The organism is Vibrio ostreae (assembly GCF_019226825.1).
GTDB lineage: Bacteria > Pseudomonadota > Gammaproteobacteria > Enterobacterales > Vibrionaceae > Vibrio > Vibrio ostreae.
On the sequence record NZ_CP076643.1, the window covers coordinates 724681 to 743353 of the forward strand.

16 protein-coding genes, 1 pseudogene and 1 riboswitch are annotated in these 18673 nt (G+C 48.3%); of the genes and pseudogenes, 8 read left to right on the forward strand and 9 right to left on the reverse strand.

Annotated features, from left to right (window positions below; all coding sequences use genetic code 11):
* The first annotated feature begins 233 nt into the window (after positions 1-233).
* Entirely contained in the window at positions 234-554 is a 321-nt protein-coding gene (clpS, locus tag KNV97_RS09460) for an ATP-dependent Clp protease adapter ClpS (protein ID WP_136484456.1), read from the forward strand.
* Positions 555-594: 40 nt separating this feature from the next.
* Entirely contained in the window at positions 595-2862 is a 2268-nt protein-coding gene (gene clpA / locus KNV97_RS09465; RefSeq protein WP_218562963.1) for an ATP-dependent Clp protease ATP-binding subunit ClpA, read from the forward strand.
* A gap of 324 nt (positions 2863-3186) precedes the next feature.
* Here clpA and infA read toward each other — a convergent pair whose 3' ends face one another.
* The 3 genes from infA to aat form a co-directional block, all read right to left on the reverse strand.
* The gene (gene infA, locus KNV97_RS09470) at positions 3187-3405 is read right to left on the reverse strand and encodes a translation initiation factor IF-1 (RefSeq protein WP_006075347.1); all 219 of its coding nucleotides are present in this window, start codon (positions 3403-3405) and stop codon (positions 3187-3189) included.
* Positions 3406-3486: 81 nt separating this feature from the next.
* Positions 3487-4188 (reverse strand): arginyltransferase, encoded by a 702-nt coding sequence (locus KNV97_RS09475; RefSeq protein WP_136484458.1) that lies wholly within the window; start codon positions 4186-4188, stop codon positions 3487-3489.
* A 2-nt stretch (positions 4189-4190) separates the two neighbouring features.
* Positions 4191-4919 carry a leucyl/phenylalanyl-tRNA--protein transferase gene (gene aat / locus KNV97_RS09480; RefSeq protein ID WP_136484459.1) on the reverse strand — a complete coding sequence of 243 codons (729 nt, stop codon included), beginning with the start codon at positions 4917-4919 and terminating at the stop codon, positions 4191-4193.
* A gap of 42 nt (positions 4920-4961) precedes the next feature.
* On the opposite strand from aat, the gene KNV97_RS09485 reads away from it, so the two are divergent.
* The gene (locus tag KNV97_RS09485) at positions 4962-5417 is read left to right on the forward strand and encodes an outer membrane lipoprotein (RefSeq protein ID WP_136484460.1); all 456 of its coding nucleotides are present in this window, start codon (positions 4962-4964) and stop codon (positions 5415-5417) included.
* Positions 5418-5612: 195 nt separating this feature from the next.
* Positions 5613-6899 (forward strand): 3-phosphoshikimate 1-carboxyvinyltransferase, encoded by a 1287-nt coding sequence (aroA, locus tag KNV97_RS09490; protein WP_136484461.1) that lies wholly within the window; start codon positions 5613-5615, stop codon positions 6897-6899.
* 61 nt (positions 6900-6960) lie between these two features.
* Here the strand turns inward: aroA and KNV97_RS09495 are convergent, their stop codons facing one another.
* The gene (locus tag KNV97_RS09495) at positions 6961-7209 is read right to left on the reverse strand and encodes a YciN family protein (protein WP_136484462.1); all 249 of its coding nucleotides are present in this window, start codon (positions 7207-7209) and stop codon (positions 6961-6963) included.
* Positions 7210-7548: 339 nt separating this feature from the next.
* Here KNV97_RS09495 and topA point away from each other — a divergent pair, with 339 nt between their 5' ends.
* The 4 genes and pseudogenes from topA (at position 7549) to KNV97_RS09515 (ending at position 14391) form a co-directional block, all read left to right on the forward strand.
* Complete coding sequence (gene topA, locus KNV97_RS09500; protein ID WP_218562964.1) at positions 7549-10179, forward strand: type I DNA topoisomerase; 2631 nt, start codon at positions 7549-7551, stop codon at positions 10177-10179.
* Positions 10180-10650: 471 nt separating this feature from the next.
* Positions 10651-11868 (forward strand): glucose-1-phosphate adenylyltransferase, encoded by a 1218-nt coding sequence (gene glgC, locus KNV97_RS09505; protein WP_136484464.1) that lies wholly within the window; start codon positions 10651-10653, stop codon positions 11866-11868.
* A pseudogene (gene glgA, locus KNV97_RS09510) lies at positions 11858-13323 on the forward strand (glycogen synthase GlgA). Before glgC ends, glgA begins: the two are co-directional and overlap by 11 nt.
* 234 nt (positions 13324-13557) lie before the next feature.
* Positions 13558-14391, forward strand: coding sequence for an alpha/beta fold hydrolase (locus KNV97_RS09515; RefSeq protein ID WP_136484466.1), 834 nt, complete (start codon positions 13558-13560; stop codon positions 14389-14391).
* A gap of 15 nt (positions 14392-14406) precedes the next feature.
* On the opposite strand, the gene KNV97_RS09520 is transcribed toward KNV97_RS09515, so the two are convergent.
* The 5 genes from KNV97_RS09520 to torD form a co-directional block, all read right to left on the reverse strand.
* A complete protein-coding gene (locus KNV97_RS09520; RefSeq protein ID WP_136484467.1) occupies positions 14407-14724 on the reverse strand; it encodes a putative signal transducing protein in 318 nt (105 codons plus the stop codon).
* 15 nt (positions 14725-14739) lie between these two features.
* Positions 14740-15423: a TVP38/TMEM64 family protein gene (locus KNV97_RS09525; RefSeq protein WP_218562965.1), complete on the reverse strand. Its 684-nt coding sequence runs from the start codon at positions 15421-15423 to the stop codon at positions 14740-14742.
* Between the two features lie 176 nt (positions 15424-15599).
* Positions 15600-16190 (reverse strand): TfoX/Sxy family DNA transformation protein, encoded by a 591-nt coding sequence (locus KNV97_RS09530; protein WP_218562966.1) that lies wholly within the window; start codon positions 16188-16190, stop codon positions 15600-15602.
* Between the two features lie 117 nt (positions 16191-16307).
* Positions 16308-16392, reverse strand: a riboswitch (cyclic di-GMP riboswitch).
* Positions 16393-16555: 163 nt separating this feature from the next.
* Positions 16556-17563 carry an HTH-type transcriptional repressor PurR gene (purR, locus tag KNV97_RS09535; protein ID WP_136484470.1) on the reverse strand — a complete coding sequence of 336 codons (1008 nt, stop codon included), beginning with the start codon at positions 17561-17563 and terminating at the stop codon, positions 16556-16558.
* Positions 17564-17902: 339 nt separating this feature from the next.
* A complete protein-coding gene (gene torD / locus KNV97_RS09540; protein ID WP_218563409.1) occupies positions 17903-18547 on the reverse strand; it encodes a molecular chaperone TorD in 645 nt (214 codons plus the stop codon).
* Between the last annotated feature and the right edge of the window lie 126 nt (positions 18548-18673).

Sequence of the window (18673 nt, forward strand, 5' to 3'; positions counted from 1 at the left end):
AATAGCGAAGCATATTGTGAGTTTATTTGCATATTGACGGTTGCTTTTTGTTCAAATGCATGGGTGATGGCACTGAATAGCAATCTTTTATTTGCAGCGATACAATTGCTGCATTAGTCTCTAATTAAGGGTTGTTTTTCACCTGAAGTGACAGCATGTTAGGTTATGAAACCGTGTTGTGAATGGGACTGAATAGGTTATTGATTTGAGAAACAGTCTGAATAACGGCCGTCATGAGCAAAAACTTTGAATGGGTGTCTCCGGGCTCAGAACTACTGGAGCGAGAAGAAACAGGGATCAAGCCACCGGCTATGTATAACGTATTGTTAAACAATGACGATTACACACCGATGGACTTTGTCATCGAAATCCTGGAACGTTTTTTCTCGATGGATATCGAACGAGCGACGCAGGTAATGCTCAAGGTGCATTACGAAGGTAAAGCAATTTGTGGCACATTTACTGCAGAGGTTGCAGAGACGAAAGTCGCACAGGTGACAATGTACTCAAGGGAAAATGAGCACCCACTGTTATGCACCATGGAGCAAGCTTAGAACTTGCGACGACGATGTGGTTGTTCCTTAAGGAGGCCTTATGCTTAACAAAGAACTAGAGTCGAGTCTAAATGGCGCGTTCGCTCGAGCGCGGGACAAAAGACATGAATTTATGACCGTCGAGCACCTCCTACTCGCATTGTTGGAAAACGATGCCGCGAAGGAAGCACTGCTGGCGTGTCAGGCTGATATCGACACATTACGTCGTGAGCTGGATACATTCATCGATCAAACGACGCCCCTCATCCCGGAAAATGACGAGACGCGTGAGACACAACCAACGCTGAGTTTTCAGCGCGTTTTGCAGCGTGCCGTTTTCCATGTTCAGTCATCCGGGCGTAGCGAAGTGACCGGAGCTAATGTCCTGGTCGCCATTTTTAGTGAGCAAGAGTCTCACGCAGCTTACCTGCTAAAGAAAAACGACATCAGTCGTCTGGATATTGTTAACTTTATTTCACACGGCATCACCAAAGCGTCCAGCTCCGGCGAAGACTCTTCATCCGATTCTTTCGGTACCGAGAGCGGTGAAGAGGTGAGTGCAGACGAACGTCTGGAAAGCTTTGCCACTAACCTCAATCATCTGGCCAAACAAGGTAAGATTGACCCGCTGATTGGCCGTGACAAGGAGCTGGAAAGAACCATTCAGGTGCTGTGCCGCCGCCGCAAGAACAACCCGCTGCTGGTGGGTGAGGCCGGCGTTGGTAAAACGGCGATTGCTGAAGGTCTGGCATGGCGTATCGTTGAAGGCCAGGTACCTGAAGTGATCAAAGACAGCGTGATTTACTCGCTGGATATCGGCTCTCTGCTGGCGGGTACTAAATACCGCGGCGATTTTGAGAAGCGCTTCAAGTCGATTCTTAAACAACTGGAAAAAGAGAAAGACGCTATCCTGTTTATCGATGAAATCCACACTATTATTGGCGCGGGTGCAGCATCGGGTGGCCAGGTTGATGCCGCTAACCTGATTAAACCTCTGCTGAGCAGCGGTAAACTGCGCTGTATCGGTTCGACGACTTATCAGGAATACAGCAACATTTTTGAGAAAGAGCGTGCGTTATCGCGCCGTTTCCAAAAAATTGATGTGGTAGAGCCATCTTTGGATGACACCACCAAGATTCTGATGGGGCTAAAGCCTAAATACGAAGCGCACCACGACGTCCGCTATACCAACAAAGCACTGCGTGCGGCTGTTGAGTTGTCGGCGAAATACATTAATGAGCGTCACCTGCCAGATAAGGCTATCGATGTGATTGATGAAGCCGGTGCGCGAATCCGTCTGCTGCCAGCCAGTCGTCGTAAGAAAACCATCGGTGTGGCTGAAATTGAAGCCATGGTCGCAAAAATGGCGCGTATTCCGGAAAAATCAGTGTCGTCTTCTGATAAAGACATCCTGAAAAATCTGGACCGCAAAATGAAGATGCTGGTATTCGGACAAGATAATGCGATTGACGTACTGACCGAATCCATCAAGTTAACCCGTGCAGGGCTGGGCTCGGACAATCGTCCGGTGGGTTCCTTCCTGTTCGCCGGTCCGACCGGGGTAGGTAAAACAGAAGTCACAGTCCAGCTGTCTAAGTTGCTGGGTATTGAACTGCTGCGCTTTGATATGTCTGAGTACGGTGAACGCCACTCTGTGAGCCGCCTGATTGGTGCGCCTCCGGGTTACGTTGGTTTCGACCAGGGTGGTTTGCTGACGGATGCGGTGATTAAGCACCCTCACTCGGTGGTACTGCTGGATGAGATTGAGAAAGCTCACCCGGATATCTTTAACCTGCTGCTGCAGGTGATGGATAACGGTACGCTGACGGACAACAATGGTCGTAAAGCGGATTTCCGTAATGTGATCCTGGTGATGACGACCAACGCCGGTGTGGCAGAAACCGTGAAGAAATCGATCGGGATGATCCAGCAAGATCATAGCCATGATGCCATGGCTGAGATCAAGAAGGTATTTACACCTGAGTTCCGTAACCGACTTGACCATATTATTTGGTTCAACGCGCTGGATGAACGGGTTATTCATCAAGTGGTCGACAAATTTATTGTCGAACTGCAGGTCCAACTGGATGCTCGTGGCGTGTCTCTGGAAGTATCCGAAGATGCTCGTCACTGGTTGGCAATCAAGGGCTATGACCGTGAAATGGGTGCACGCCCAATGGGCCGTGTTATTCAGGATAAACTGAAAAAACCATTGGCGAACGAATTGTTGTTCGGCTCACTGGTTGACGGCGGTACGGTGAAAGTTGCGCTGAGTGACGATAACCTGACCTTTGAATACATGGGAACCCGCGAAGAAGTGGTTCACTGATTCACTTGTCATCGAGCCAGGTTGACCTATCTGCAATAAATGCAAAAAGCGCACTGAAATCAGTGCGCTTTTTTGTGTTTCGGATCTGGACAGTCTGTTCGATTTGCCAGCCAATTCAAGTAGTACAGAACACGGGCTATCGGCTTGTGTGAATCATCCGGTTGCCGGTTTGTCAGCTCTTTGCAGAGAGGCATCGTAGCTCTGTAGGGAACTCGCAGACTCAATAGCGGACGATACAAGCAGGGGAAGACGAGCTGCCCCGGTGGGCCGAAAAACAAAAACGGAGCATTAAGCTCCGTTTTTGTTGCATTCGAAAATCAATGATTAACGAGCACGGAAGACGATGCGCCCTTTTGTCAGGTCGTATGGTGTCATCTCTACAGTCACTTTATCACCCGTCAGGATACGGATGTAGTTCTTACGCATTTTACCAGAGATGTGAGCAGTCACTACGTGACCGTTCTCTAGCTCAACGCGGAACATTGTGTTTGGAAGAGTATCAAGGACCGTACCTTGCATCTCAATTACGTCTTCTTTAGCCATTTAATCCTCTTTAGAAATTAGGCAAATATTAACGGCCGCATTCTGCCGCTAATTAAACAATATGTAAAGTTGGGCAGTATTCTACCCTTGCCAACGCTGATTTACTAGCCTTTGATGACGTCTGAAACGTACTTTGTAGTTCATTGCCGGACATTCATCAATTTGATATCCCAGATAAAGCCACTGTTTATCCAGCTGTTTACACAGCTCCAACTGGGTCAGCACGCCCAACGTGCCCAGCGACAGCGGATGGTCCGGGTCGAAAAAGGTGTAAAACGCACTGGCACTGTGGGGAAGGATATCGGTTATTGCGACGGCCACCAGTTTATCCTGGTGGTATATATGCAAATAGCGGGTATCTAACCAGGCGCTGCGGGCAAATTTATCAAATTCATCTTTACGCGGTGGGTACATGGTACCATCGCGGTGACGTGCTTTGATATAGCGCGAATAGAGACTAAACCAGTTTTTATCCAAATTCTGTTTAAGTTGCCACGAAAATTCGCTACGCATCTTGCTGAGCAGACGCTTTTGGCTTTTGGATGGCACAAAGTCGCTGACCGAGACACGCAGAGCTTCACAAGCGTTGCATGCATCACAGTGAGGTTTATAGATGGTATCGCCGCTGCGACGGAATCCGTTTGCCAGCAGAATTTCATAGTTTTCGGCGGATTGCATCTGGCTGTCGATAGCGACAGCGACACGTTCCATGCGATCTTTGAGGTAACTGCACGGGTGATTACTGGTCAGTCCAATACGAATATTTTGCAGCTCAGAGCTCATGTTTATTCCTCAGTCGTTGTTTGCGCCGGACAAGGCAGCCACTGGGGCTCAAAACAACGTTTGCTTACGTCCTGTTTCTTTAAAGATAGCAACAAATCCATGAATTTGTCGCGGGATAACTCCTTTGCACCCAATGATTTAAGGTGAGGGTTCATCACTTGGCAGTCAATGAGTTCTCCCCGATGAGCGGCAAAATGGTGGCAGAAATACCATAGTGCTATCTTCGAGGCATTCGGTTTGAGACTGAACATTGATTCGCCGCAAAAGAGCCTGCCGACCTGAATGCCGTACAGGCCACCAATAATTTGCTGGTTGTGCCACACTTCAACGGAATGGCAATGTCCTTGACGCGCCAGTTGCTTATAAGCTTGACGCATTTCGCCATTCAACCAAGTTTCTTCAGGTGTGCGCACGGCGGCACACATATCGATGATATGGGGCGTATTGTGATTAATACTGACGGTATAAGCGTGCTTACGTTGAAATTTTTTCACACTTTTGGCGGCGTTGAATGTCTTAGGATCAAACACAGCACGTGGAGACGGGCTCCACCATAAAATCGGTTCGCCCGGGCCATACCAGGGAAATATACCGTTCTGGTAGCCGTTAAGAATCCGGTTTGGGTGCAGATCGCCACCAAAAGCCAGCAGGCCGTTTGGCTCTTGCAGAGCAAGGTAGGGGGATGGAAAACTAAAATCATCCCTGGCTAACTCGGTGAGATAAATCGTCATAGTAAGCGTTTCCGGTAATCAAGAACCCGACAGGAGTAAAACATGAACAAGTGGATTTGGATCTTATTGATTTTTCCTCTCTTTGCCAATGCTGCCTATCAGCGAAATCAGGCAAGGCCGGTAAATGAGGTGGTGTTTGGTACTGTAGATACAGTACGTTACATCTCTCAGCAGGACATTGTCCATTCTAAGGCGAATGGTTGGGAAACCCTGCTTGGTGCAGTCGTCGGTGGTTTGATTGGCCATCAGTTCGGTGATGGGCACGGACGACAGGTTGCGACAGCGGTTGGTGCTATTGCCGGAGCGGGTATCGTCCGTCATCAGGGCGATCAGAGTTATCAGGTTGAATACCGTCTGGTTGAAATCCTGATTAAGACCGAGGATGGCCAATTGATTGACGTTATTCAGGACATTGATAACCAGATGCTGTTTGCCGCCGGTGATCGGGTACGTATCCTCTATTTTAATGACGGAGTGCGGGTTGATAAAGAGATGTGAGACGCGTTTGGTACTGCGTGATAGCGAACAATGTACTGACCCAAGCGCAAACCGTCAGAATTTCATTTCAAAGCCCCGATTAACACTGGCATTGGGGGGGGATTTTGGTTAGTCTGCGGATACGAAGAATTTTCACTGCCGTAACGATCATTGCACAAGACAGGAGTAGCGGCAGTGCAAGGAAACACAACTTTAATGGAAAGCCTCACTTTACAACCCATTGCAAAAATTGACGGACAAGTGAACCTGCCAGGTTCAAAAAGTGTATCAAACCGCGCGTTGCTGCTGGCAGCGCTTGCTAAAGGCACAACCCGCCTGACTAACCTGCTCGACAGTGACGATATCCGTCATATGCTGAATGCCCTGACTAAGCTGGGGGTGGTATTCCGCCTGTCTGATGACAAAACTGAATGCGAAGTGGAAGGATTAGGTAAGCCGTTTACCGCCACTGATGTGCAGGAACTGTTTTTAGGTAATGCAGGCACAGCGATGCGCCCGTTGGCAGCCGCTCTGTGCCTGGGCGAGGGGGATTTTCTCCTGACCGGCGAGCCGCGCATGAAAGAGCGTCCGATTGGCCACCTGGTTGATGCACTGCGTCAGGCCGGCGCTCAAATCGACTATCTGGAAAATGAAAATTATCCTCCGTTGCGTATCCAGGGTACAGGTCTTCAAGCCGGCAGCGTATCGATCGACGGCTCAATCTCCAGTCAGTTTCTGACGGCGTTCCTGATGTCAGCTCCGCTGGCGCAGGGGCAGATTACCATCAATATCGAAGGTGAGCTGGTTTCTAAACCATACATTGATATCACGCTGCACATTATGGAACAGTTTGGTGTGCAGGTCGTTAATAATGATTATCAGCAGTTTGTGATTCCTGCAGGTCAGTCTTATGTTTCGCCAGGTAACTTCATGGTGGAGGGCGATGCATCCTCGGCTTCTTATTTCCTTGCTGCCGCCGCAATTAAAGGCGGTCAGGTGAAAGTGACCGGGATTGGTAAAAACAGTATCCAGGGTGATATTCAGTTTGCTGACGCATTAGAAAAAATGGGTGCACAAATTGAATGGGGCGAAGATTACGTTATCGCGCGTCGTGGTGAGCTGAATGCGGTTGACTTAGATTTCAACCATATTCCGGATGCAGCAATGACCATTGCGACTACAGCACTGTTTGCCAACGGGACGACTGCGATTCGTAACGTCTACAACTGGCGAGTCAAAGAGACAGATCGTCTGGCGGCAATGGCAACCGAGTTGCGTAAAGTCGGTGCGACAGTGGAGGAGGGTGAAGATTACATTACCATCACGCCACCAGCACAACTGACGCACGCTGCGATCGACACCTATGATGACCACCGCATTGCGATGTGTTTTTCACTGGTCGCATTGAGCGATACGCCTGTCACCATCAATGATCCTAAGTGTACATCGAAGACGTTCCCGGATTACTTCGATAAGTTTGCTCAGCTGAGTCACGCCGAGTAAAATTAATTTAAAATTAGTTACACAAAGTTGTTGATATAAAAGCCTCTTTAAGAGGCTTTTATTATTTTTGCAGCGTAAACTCGTTAGAGAGTTGGTGAGCCAGATATTTAAACATGTTGAACACCGCTGTTGTCTTTTCGGTCGGCATACCGTTTGAATCGAGAAAGTAAGTTCCTTTGAACACCAGAACATCGGCTTTCTCTTCCACACTATCTGCGCGCATGCCCTCGATGTAATTTTCATGCTCTTGAATCAGTTGGTTGGCGATGAGCAGCAGATCGAATTCGCTGATGTGAGTTTTGCTAGTCATAACTTGTCTCCTCGGTAGTCATGTGTTGCCAGTTTAGGGTTGTGACACGCAAATACCATGATCAAAAACAGGAAAAATGAGAATGGTGCATTTGACTAATCTGTGATTTGTTCCATATTTCACCTGTTTGCAGTCGCGCTGCCGAGTAAGTCATTTTAGTATGTGCGGGATTTCCTGCGACGGGTGAGGTTTCGTCGATTTGTCGAGCAAATAAGTGGATTTTTTTAAAAACCTGTTGATCTTCTCTTTATTCGGCTCGATAGTAAAAAAAGAAGCAATATTGTAGAACGTCATGCGATTTACTGTTCGCATAGTGATTAAGGACATTTGAGTCAAATTATGGGTAAATCACTCGTTATAGTGGAGTCGCCAGCCAAGGCCAAAACGATCAATAAATATCTTGGCAAAGACTTTATTGTTAAGTCTAGTGTCGGTCATGTCCGCGATCTGCCAACCGCCGGTCAAAGCACGGCGACGAAAAAGAAAGCCGCACCTGTCTCAACCAAAGAGCTAAGTGCAGAAGAAAAAGCACGCCTGAAGAAAGAGAAGGACCGTGCTGCACTGATCAAGAAAATGGGTATTGACCCATACCATGATTGGGAAGCCAACTACCAGATTCTACCCGGCAAAGAAAAAGTCGTTGCCGAACTGCAAAAGTTAGCGAAAGACGCAGACAGCGTTTATCTCGCAACCGATTTGGACCGCGAGGGAGAGGCTATCGCTTGGCACCTTCGTGAGATCATCGGTGGCGATGAAGAGCGATATAAACGTGTTGTGTTTAACGAAATCACTAAAAACGCCATTCAGCAAGCTTTCCAGCAGCCTGGAGAGTTGAACATGGCTGGCGTGAATGCTCAGCAGGCCCGTCGTTTTATGGATCGCGTGGTGGGCTTTATGGTGTCACCGCTGCTTTGGAAAAAAGTGGCACGAGGCCTATCAGCCGGTCGCGTTCAGTCTGTGGCGGTAAAACTGTTGGTGGAGCGTGAGCGCGAAATTAAAGCGTTTGTACCGGAAGAGTTCTGGGATATCCACGCTGACACTCTGACACCGGGTCACGAAGCATTCCGTCTGTTGGTGGCTCAGAAAGACGGTATGGCCTTCAAACCGTCTAACGAAACCGATGCCATGGCTTCAGTAGCTGCGCTGCAAAAAGCGCGCTACGAAGTGTGTAAGCGCGAAGACAAGCCAACCAGCAGTAAACCGTCGGCGCCGTTTATCACCTCAACCCTGCAGCAGGCGGCCAGTACGCGTCTGGGCTACGGTGTTAAGAAAACCATGATGCTGGCTCAGCGTTTGTATGAAGCGGGTTATATCACTTATATGCGTACCGACTCGACTAATCTGAGTTCAGAGGCGGTAGGCGCGGTACGTGACTACATTACCAGTGAATTTGGTGATGCCTACCTGCCTGGTAAGCCGAACGTTTACGGCAGCAAAGAAGGTGCTCAGGAAGCGCACGAAGCGATTCGTCCTTCAAGCGTGTCCGTTAAAGCGGAAGACCTGGAAGGGATGGAAGCGGACGCTCACAAACTGTATGCACTTATCTGGAACCAGTTTGTCGCTTGTCAGATGACGCCGGCCAAATACGATTCAACCACCGTCAGCGTTAAAGCGGACGAGTACACGCTGAAAGCGAAAGGTCGTATTCTCAAATTTGATGGCTGGACTCGCGTACAGCGTCCTCTGGGTAAAAATGAAGACCAGATTCTGCCAGCGGTCCAGGTTGGTGAAACTCTGGCTCTGGAAAAACTGGATCCGAAACAGCACTTTACTAAGCCGCCGGCACGTTACACCGAAGCTGCGCTGGTTAAAGAACTGGAAAAACGTGGTATCGGCCGTCCTTCAACCTACGCATCCATCATCTCGACCATTCAGGATCGTGGCTACGTCAAAGTTGATCAGCGCCGTTTCTACGCTGAGAAGATGGGTGAGATCGTGACCGACCGCCTGGATGACAGTTTTGAAGATCTGATGAACTACGATTTTACCGCCCGCATGGAACAGAAACTGGACCAGATAGCGGAAGGTGAAACCAACTGGAAAGGTGTGCTGGATAACTTCTTTGAAGACTTCAGCCACAATCTGGAACAAGCTGAGCAGGATGAAGATCACGGCGGTATGAAGCCGAACCATATCGTGATGACCGATATTCTTTGCCCGACCTGTGAGCGCCCGATGGGGATTCGTACGGCCTCGACCGGTGTGTTCCTGGGGTGTTCCGGTTATGCGCTGCCACCGAAAGAGCGTTGTAAGACAACGATCAACTTAGGCGATGAAGAGGGCATTATCAACGTTCTGGAAGAAGACGTTGAAACCGCTGCACTGCGTGCCAAGAAGCGTTGTCCTATCTGTGAAACCGCAATGGATGCGTACCTTATCGATGATAAGCGTAAGTTGCATGTGTGTGGTAACAACCCGAACTGCGACGGCTACATTGTTGAGAAGGGTGAGTTTAAGGTGAAGGGCTACGATGGCCCTGTGGTTGAGTGTGACAAATGTGGTTCTGATATGGTGCTGAAAAACGGCCGTTTCGGAAAATACATGGATTGCACCAGCGAAACCTGTAAGAACACACGTAAGATTCTGAAAAACGGAGAAGTGGCACCGCCAAAAGAAGATCCGGTTCACTTCCCTGAGTTACCGTGTGAGAACTCAGACGCGTACTTTGTTCTGCGTGATGGCGCGTCAGGTCTGTTCTTTGCGGCAAGCAACTTCCCGAAATCACGGGAAACCCGTGCGCCGTTGGTAGAGGAGCTGGCGAAATACAAAGATCGTATTTCAGAGAAATTCCATTATCTGGCCGATGCGCCGACTCATGACCCGGATGGTCGTCCGGCAGTGGTCCGCTTCAGTCGTAAAAGTAAAGAGCATTACGTACGTACTGAAGATGACGGCAAACCGTCAGGATGGACGGCGCTGTTTAACGACGGTAAGTGGGAAATCACGGATAAGCGTAAGAACGCCAAATAACGGGTTATTGTAAACCAGTGTGTTATACATATCTGCAGGCAGCCAATCGGCTGCCTTTTTTATCATTGTTATACCGGGTAAAAGTGAGTTTGTGTCGCAATTTTCTGACCTGGTTATGAACATCGTCACTTGACGGTATCCTCTGTCACATTTCACTCCTACACTGCTGGTTGAAAGTTCGTCACTTTAGGCGAAAGCCGTAACGGAATTGTTAGTTTTTAGGTAGTAATAACCCTCTATTTTGTGAGCGTTATTAGGTGTTGGAAACGCAACAACAGATTCCATTAGAGAATGCTGATTCCTGAATTGTATTCCTGTACGGTTTAGATAAAGTAGATAACTAACTGGTTGCATTTTGCGTTTCCCCACGTATCTGCTAGCTGTATGTAATGTTGCCGGTTGAAAGGAAAACGCCGTCATCCCCCCACTTTTCAGATATGACGAGCGCAATACAAAAAATGGAGAATAATAATGACTGGTGTACTAGGTATGATTTTAGCCGGTGGCGAAGGTTCCAGACTGATGCCGCTGACCGCTTCCAGAACCAAACCTGCCGTGCCGTTTGGTGGCAGTTACCGATTGATTGACTTCGCGCTGAATAACTTCGTCAACGCGGATATAATGCGTCTCTACGTACTGACGCAGTTTAAATCTCAATCACTCTACCTGCATATGAAAAAAGGGTGGAATGTCTCCAGTATTCGTGACCGTTTTATTGATACCATTCCTGCCCAGATGCGCGATGGCAAACGCTGGTATGAAGGCACGGCAGATGCTATTTATCAGAACCTGCGTTTTGTCGAAATCTCAGAGGCGGATCAGGTGTGTATTTTTGGCTCTGATCATATCTACAAGATGGACATTCGTCAGATGCTGGATTACCACCGTCGTCAGGAAGCTCGTATGACTGTTGCTGCGATTCGTATGCCTATTTCGCAGGCATCCTCGTTCGGGGTTATCGAAGTCAATGAAGAGGGGCTGATGGTTGGCTTTGAAGAGAAGCCTGAATGCCCTAAATCCATTCCGGGTCAACCGGAGTGGGCGCTGGTATCAATGGGGAACTACATTTTTGATACCGAAATTTTATGCGACGAATTACGTCAGGATGCCGCGAACGCAAACTCCAGTCATGACTTTGGTAAAGACATCATTCCGAAGATGTTCCCGGAAGGCGGAGTGTACGTGTACGATTTTTCTACCAATAAAATCAAGGGTGAGAAGGAGTCAAGCTACTGGCGCGATGTGGGTACGATAGAGTCTTACTGGTCAGCGCATATGGATCTGCTTGATAAAGAGCCGCCATTCTCTCTGTATAACCGTAGCTGGCCGCTGCATACCTATTATCCACCACTGCCACCGGCTACCTTTGTCGATGTTGGGGATAAGAAGGTCACCATTAAAGACAGCCTGGTATCAGGCGGCAGCTACATCCAGGCTTCGAAGATTTATAAGTCGGTTTTGGGGTATCGCAGTAACATTGGCACTGGCTCTTACATTAGTGAATCTGTTATCTTGGGAGACGTGAAAATTGGTGCAGGCTGCACAGTTAAGCGCGCCATTATCGACAAAAATGTGGAGATCGCCCCAGGGACTGTTATCGGCGAAGACTTGGAATTGGACAGACAACGTTTCCATGTGTCCGACGAGGGGATCGTTGTCATAGCAAAAGGAACAAAAGTTGGATTCTAACCTTGAACACATTAATGTTTGGTTTGTTGTATCAGAAGCCGAAGGGTTGGTGAAGAGTGGTGGCTTAGCGGATGTCGCTAAGGCACTGCCTAAAGCACTGGCTGAACTTGGTCACCAGGTGGCGATTGTACTGCCTGGATATCGCACAGTTGCAGACAAAGATTCAGCTCCGGTGATCCTTGATACCGAACTGACCCATTGGCCGCATATCCGTTATCAGGTACGCCAGCGTGAACTCGATGGTGTGCCGGTCTATCTTATCGATTGCGACCAGTATTTTGACCGTCCTCAGCTTTATGCTGAGGGCAACCAGGCGTATCCGGACAATGGAGAGCGTTTTGGTTTCTTCTCTTCCGCCTGTCTGGACGTACTGCCTAAACTGGGTATCAAACCGGATATTATCCACGCTAATGACTGGCATACCGGTCTGGTTCCTTTTTGCTCAAAACCCGCTATCAGGATGATGGGTATTTTGAGGATGTAAAGAGTGTCCTGACCATCCACAACGCCATCTTCAAGGGGATTTTTTCTTACCATCAGCTGGAAGTTATCCCGGAACTGAATTTATCGGGAATGGAATTTCTGCAATATGGTCATGATCACATCAGCATGTTGCGCGCCGGTATTGCGTTTGCCGATAAGATTAATGCGGTTAGCCCGAACTACGCATCGGAGTTGCTGACACCACTCGGCTCGCACGGTCTGGTTGATGATTTTGTCCATCGTGCCCGTGATTTGCACGGCATTGTCAATGGCTGTGACTATTCAGAATGGAACCCGGCAACCGATAGCTACCTGCCTCAGACATACACAGCCGAAACGGATTCTTTGCTTGCCGGTAAAGCCGCCAGCAAAGCCGCATTGCAAACTGAACTGCAATTACCGCAACGCGATATTCCGATGTTTGGCATGGTGTGTCGTCTGACTCATCAGAAAGGCTTTCACTACATTCTGCCAATTCTTGCGCAGTTCCTGCGTAATGATGTGCAGTTGGTGATTGTGGGGACTGGTGAGCCTGAAGTTGCGGCTAAGCTGCATAAGATTGCCGCAGCTCACGCTGATAAGTTTGCGTTTGTCGAAGCCTACAGCAACCGGTTTGCCCACCTGGTCGAAGCTGGCTCAGATTTCTTCCTGATGCCATCAGAGTTCGAGGCCTGTGGTCTGAACCAAATCTACAGTATGGCTTACGGTACCTTGCCTATTGTACGTGAGGTTGGCGGGCTGAAAGACACAGTACATGATTATGACAAGTACCCGCATGAGGCGACCGGTTTTGGCTTTCAGGAGCCGTCACCTGAAGCTCTGCTGATTACAATGCAACGTGCTTTGCTGTTTTACCTGCAACATCCCGATGAGATGCTCAAAGTGCAGCAGCGCGCGATGGGCACCGATTTCAGCTGGAGCGAGTCGGCGCTGGAATATGTCAAGATGTATCGTCTGGCCCGGTTTGATTAACCCGACGCAGATAAAGGCCGATATCCGTCTTTAAAGAGCTGCCCGGTTGCACTGCTGTCAAAGCAGAGTTCGGATATCTGGTGTTGAATCGACAAGGTTTATGAGCGGAATGTGAAAGCATTCCGTTTTTTTATGGTAAGTGGTTTGTTTTGTGCACAGTTGTCGGTGTTGGATGACTTACGCTGGCGCAGATTATGGTAGTCTGTGCGCGAGTGATTACTGAGCCTGTTACTAATGTCTGACAACATTTTGTTCCATAAAACGTATCTGCATCCATTCAGCTCGGAGTGGGTGGTATTTGTGCATGGTGCCGGAGGCAGTTCGTCGATTTGGTTCAAGCAAATTAAAGCCTATAAACAGCACTTCAATTTATTGCTGATTGATCTGCGCGGGCATGGTAAGTCCGGCAAATTGCTCAAAGAGTTAATCTCTCATCGTTATACCTTCCACTCCGTGACTCAGGATGTCCTGTGTGTGTTGGATCACCTGCATATCCGCACTGCTCACTTTGTTGCTATGTCTTTGGGGACCATCATAGTGCGTAATATTGCGGAAGTGTCGGCTGACCGGATTTCGTCTATGGTGCTGGGCGGGGCGGTTACCCGCTTTAATGCCCGCTCTCAGATACTGGTTCAGCTCGGACGCCTCGGCCAGCACATCATTCCCTACATGTGGCTGTATCGTTTATTTGCCTACATTGTCATGCCGCAGCGCAGTCAGAAAGAGTCACGCCACTTGTTTATTCGTGAAGCGAAAAAGCTGTGTCAGAAAGAGTTTAAACGTTGGTTTACTCTCGCGGCTGATGTCAATCCGCTGATGGGCTATTTCAAACAGAAGGACAGTGCGATTCCTACGCTCTATCTGATGGGAGAGAAGGATTATATGTTTATTCAGCCGGTCAAAGAGATGGTTGCTGCGCACCGTCACAGTGAATTATACCAGATACCTGATTGCGGTCATGTGTGTAACGTTGAGCAACCTGAGCACTTCAACCAGGTTTCAATTGGTTTTATTCAGCAGCATGTTGCTGTTTCGCCGAGCATCACCAGATCGCTTGTGCAGAGCTGACCGTGGTTGCTCTCGCTACTCTTGGTCAGCTTTTCCGCACTGCCAGCAGAGGGCAAATTGCGCGTCATTCATTTCACCACAATAGTGACAACGCCATGCCGCCGTTTTGCTGTCGGCAGCCGGACGTGTGTATTCTTCAATCAGTGCTTGGGCCTGTGCCAGCTGTTCAGGATGAAAGAGCCAGATATACGGAGCAGTATCATCATTGAGCGGCAATTCGCCGCGCAGGCCAAACAATCCTTCACCTCGTACATCACAGATTATTCCTGCTTGCTTGAGTAATTCGCATAATAAGTGTGCGTCGGTTGGGTTAGCGGCAATGAATATTTTCATAGACTGAGCATCCGGTTAAGTGGCATCGGAGCGACGATGGGGAAGCTTATTGAGCAGCCACTTCATTAGCAATGGGAATACCCCCAATAGTGCAAAAGCCAGCAGCACGGAAGGCGAGACGATACCTGCCAGTGAGTCAATTTGGGCAAGCTGAGTGCCGGCATTCAGATACACCGCAGTGCCAGGCAGCATTCCTAATTGGCTTACCCAATAATAACGGGTGGCTTTGATGGATGTCAGCCCCATAAGTAAGTTAATCAGAAAAAACGGAAACACCGGGATCAGGCGCAAGGAGAACAGGTAAAAGGCGCCATCACGATCCATACCGCGGTTGATGGTTTCCAACTTGGCCCCAAATCGCTTTTGCACCCATTCACGCAGCAGAAACCGACTGCTGAGAAAAGCCAGTGTGGCACCCAGGGTACTGGCAAATGAGACCAGCAGCAGGCTTAACCAAAAACCAAACAGCGCGGCCCCCAGTAGTGTGACAACCGCTGCGCCCGGAATAGATAATGCTGTGATCACCAGATAGCTGAAGAAATAGAGAGCGGCGGCTGAAATTAAATGGCTCTGAATATACTCATTGAGTAATGATTGCTGTAACTTCGCATTCTCCAGAGTCAGGGAAGGGCCCAATACAATACTGGCTGTTAAGATAATCCCGATAAGCAGAATTCCCCAAACCCACTTGCGACTCATATGTGCTCCTGATGGTGATAACCTGAAAGATAAATAGCGATGTTTTGCTAGATAATTAGTGAGACAGGTTTTATCGTGTTTTTCTTTCACCATAAACCAAATTTCACCCAACAACAAAAAAAGCACCCGCATTTGCGAGTGCTTTATTAAGTGAAGTTGCTCTGATTTTTAAGGGATTAAGACAAACGTTGTAACAACTCGTCGCGACGTGCCTGAGGGATTACTGACCAGTGCTTGCCCTCTATCGCGCCTTCCAGTGCCCACAGAAGTTCCAAACCGACATCTGAAGTATGTGACTGTCTAACTGCTTTGTAAGCTTCTACGGCGCCTTTTTCCTGCAAGTCTTCAACGCTTTGAATGCCGGCTTTTTTCAGCATTCGTTCTGTCGCTAATCGCAGGTTAGGTAAGTCTTTTAAACGATCTGGTTTTGCCTGGGCTTGTGTTTCCCGTTCTGCTTTTGCAACGGCAAGTGCAGCTTTAGCATCTTCCAGAATACGTCCGGTGTCTGACCAACAGTCTTCCGGTAACGCAAAATATTTGGTTACGACCGGGAAACCCCGCTTCTTATAAACATAGGGTTCGAAACCTTGTTGCTTAAATTTTGCAGTTGAAGCGTCGTCGGCACGTATGTGTAATTTATCATTAACTACTAATGCGAACATGGTGTCATCGACAAAAATGCCGAATCCGCCGAACATTGAACGAGATTTAACGCGTCCTAATTGTTCGAATAGCCGCATTGAATCTTTAAGTATTGGTTTATCCATGCTTTAAGTCTCGGTGTATTAATTAATACGCCACCAAAATCAGGTCCGAGAGAGTAGCAAAAGAATGCAGTATGTGTGTCAGTAGGGAGTCAACTTCGTAATTAATGCATTTTTGCCATCGGTAACCCCGCTACCTACCAGAAACTGGTTCAGGCCGGAGGCTTTGCGTCCCACCTTTTCAGATGGTTTGCCCTGTGCGTGACATCTCCTTTTTATCAAAGGATGATTAAATCATTGAATGAGTATCACATTTACAGTCTGCAAATGTGATACTCATTCTAAAGTTTATATTTAACGGGTGCAACAAAATTAACACAACTAACGCGTGCTCATATGGGATGCGATGCGTATTTTCGATAAAACCCTTATTTTGTCAAGTGTTTTACCGTATCACGTACTACTATTTCCGGATGCATCTCGAATACACGGCGCTCGTGTTCTTTATCCTTGATGCGCTCCAGCAGGATCTCAAATGCGTTTTTACCCACGCGACGTTTTGGCTGGTGGATAGTCGTCAGCGGTGGTGAGAAATATTCGGCTAATTCGATGTTGTCGTAACCAATCACAGACATATCATCCGGTACACGTACACCGCGTTGTTGCAGACGGCTGATCAGACCCAAAGCCATGGTGTCATTGAAACAGAACACGGCAGTTGGACGCTTATCCATGGCAATCAACTTGTCTGCCGCCAGTACAGCGGTATCACATTCGAAGTTACCTTCCAGGATCCAGTCTTCACATACCGGCAGATTGGCTTCAGCCATCGCACGACGGAAGCCCGCAATACGTTCCTGACAAGCCGCTTTGACAAAATGGCCGCTCAGACAGGCTATATCCTGATGTCCATGGTCAATCAGATATTTTGTCGCGAGGTAACCCCCTTCTTCTGAGTTGTCCATGATTTTATCGGCCTGAGAAGTTTCCGGGCCCCAGTCCATGATCACTTTCGGAATGTCTTTATGTGCTTCAAGCATTTCCAGCAGTTCTTCGGTCAGATCCGAACACATCACCAGCATGCCATCAACACGCTTTTCTGCCAGCATGCGGATGTAGTCACGTTGCTTTTCATAGATGCCGCCGGTGTTACATAAAATCAGCGTGTAACCCTGCCGGTAGCAGTAACTTTCTACGCCATCGATCACTTCTGAGAAAAACAGGTTGGTTGACTGGGTTACCAGCATACCGATCGTACGGGTGGTGTTGCATTTTAAGCTGCGAGCTACGGCACTTGGTGCATAATTCAGCTCTTTTACCGCTTCCATCACTTTTTCTTGTGTAGCTTCTGCAACGAAACGGGTTTTGTTAATTACGTGAGATACGGTTGTTGTTGAAACGCCGGCCAGGCGAGCAACGTCTTTAATCGTAGCCATAGGTTTGTCCTGTCGATGACTGCCGATGCAACAATATTGTGTCATGAACGGTATACGTCATGATGGATGTTGCCCGTTGAGCAGTATATCCCGCCGTTCGGGGGAAGCCATGCTCAGGTTCAGCAGCGGTTAGGCTTTTACACAAAGTGAAGCCTATAAGTAGTAAAAACACAAAAACCGCCCTTAAACAGCGGTTTGCATCTTAACGTTGTATTTTATCGTTTGCGGCCAAGATTCTAGACTGCAACGCTCTAAGTCGCAACGAAATTCATCGGATGAGTCTAAATTATCATCACTAAATCGGACCGGTTAGGTCACCTAAAGCGCTATAAAAGCCTGTTACTCGTTGGTGAGATAGGCTAAGTCGAGTTTTAATAACGCAACCAGCAGGTCAGTGACGGCCGCGTAAAATCCGAAGGTGTCATGCTCACGGCACCGCTGGGCAAATTGTGGCACCCAATTGATTAAACTGTTCTCGATAAAAATGGCCTGTTCAGCGAATGCCTGCTCCATATGGACCGGTTTCTCCAGCTCATTGCTGCGCATGATCATATGACCGAGAAAGTCGAGTTCCACCGCGATGTGATCGGCAGGTTGCGTCGGTGAGGGATTAGCAATGCCGGCGGCTTTCATCAGCTGCGCCATTTCTGACGCAGCTGTGTCATGGCCGGGAGTGGATGTGTTGTTGTAATGAGAAGCGCAGGGGATAGGCGCTTGAGGTTGGATCCCCTGAAACAAACGGCAAAAATCGGCGGCGAGCTCAAATTGCGCGTCCTGTCTTTCCAGTAATCGGTTAAGGGCGTTGATGATGTTGCGGACGGCGGGCTTGAGTTCGTCATTTTCACCTAATCCGGAAAGGAAACCACGAATCTGCGGAGAATGATATTGGGCCAGCTCTTTGGCGCTCAGTTCCTGGTTGAATAAACTGGATAACCACCAATAGAGTTCGGCGCGTTGATCATTGAAAGCTTTCAGTTCTTGCATGTCTTGCATGGTCAGACTCCGGCTGCGTGTACTTGTAGTAAGTCTAATCAATAATCATCAATAGTAATAATGCGTTAAGTGAAAAAACGGTTAAACAAAATAGGTTTTGTTGTTTGTGGGGAGAAG

Excerpts from the sequence above, each read along its gene's own strand:
- KNV97_RS09495 (WP_136484462.1), bottom strand. The coding sequence starts at position 7,209 with ATGACTAGCAAAACTCACATCAGCGAATTCGATCTGCTGCTCATCGCC.
- KNV97_RS09525 (WP_218562965.1), bottom strand. The coding sequence starts at position 15,423 with ATGAGTCGCAAGTGGGTTTGGGGAATTCTGCTTATCGGGATTATCTTA.
- KNV97_RS09485 (WP_136484460.1), top strand. The coding sequence starts at position 4,962 with ATGAACAAGTGGATTTGGATCTTATTGATTTTTCCTCTCTTTGCCAAT.
- infA (WP_006075347.1), bottom strand. The coding sequence starts at position 3,405 with ATGGCTAAAGAAGACGTAATTGAGATGCAAGGTACGGTCCTTGATACT.
- KNV97_RS09520 (WP_136484467.1), bottom strand. The coding sequence starts at position 14,724 with ATGAAAATATTCATTGCCGCTAACCCAACCGACGCACACTTATTATGC.
- KNV97_RS09530 (WP_218562966.1), bottom strand. The coding sequence starts at position 16,190 with ATGGATAAACCAATACTTAAAGATTCAATGCGGCTATTCGAACAATTA.
- KNV97_RS09475 (WP_136484458.1), bottom strand. The coding sequence starts at position 4,188 with ATGAGCTCTGAGCTGCAAAATATTCGTATTGGACTGACCAGTAATCAC.
- topA (WP_218562964.1), top strand. The coding sequence starts at position 7,549 with ATGGGTAAATCACTCGTTATAGTGGAGTCGCCAGCCAAGGCCAAAACG.
- clpA (WP_218562963.1), top strand. The coding sequence starts at position 595 with ATGCTTAACAAAGAACTAGAGTCGAGTCTAAATGGCGCGTTCGCTCGA.
- glgC (WP_136484464.1), top strand. The coding sequence starts at position 10,651 with ATGACTGGTGTACTAGGTATGATTTTAGCCGGTGGCGAAGGTTCCAGA.
- clpS (WP_136484456.1), top strand. The coding sequence starts at position 234 with ATGAGCAAAAACTTTGAATGGGTGTCTCCGGGCTCAGAACTACTGGAG.
- aat (WP_136484459.1), bottom strand. The coding sequence starts at position 4,919 with ATGACGATTTATCTCACCGAGTTAGCCAGGGATGATTTTAGTTTTCCA.
- torD (WP_218563409.1), bottom strand. The coding sequence starts at position 18,547 with ATGCAAGAACTGAAAGCTTTCAATGATCAACGCGCCGAACTCTATTGG.
- aroA (WP_136484461.1), top strand. The coding sequence starts at position 5,613 with ATGGAAAGCCTCACTTTACAACCCATTGCAAAAATTGACGGACAAGTG.
- KNV97_RS09515 (WP_136484466.1), top strand. The coding sequence starts at position 13,558 with ATGTCTGACAACATTTTGTTCCATAAAACGTATCTGCATCCATTCAGC.
- purR (WP_136484470.1), bottom strand. The coding sequence starts at position 17,563 with ATGGCTACGATTAAAGACGTTGCTCGCCTGGCCGGCGTTTCAACAACA.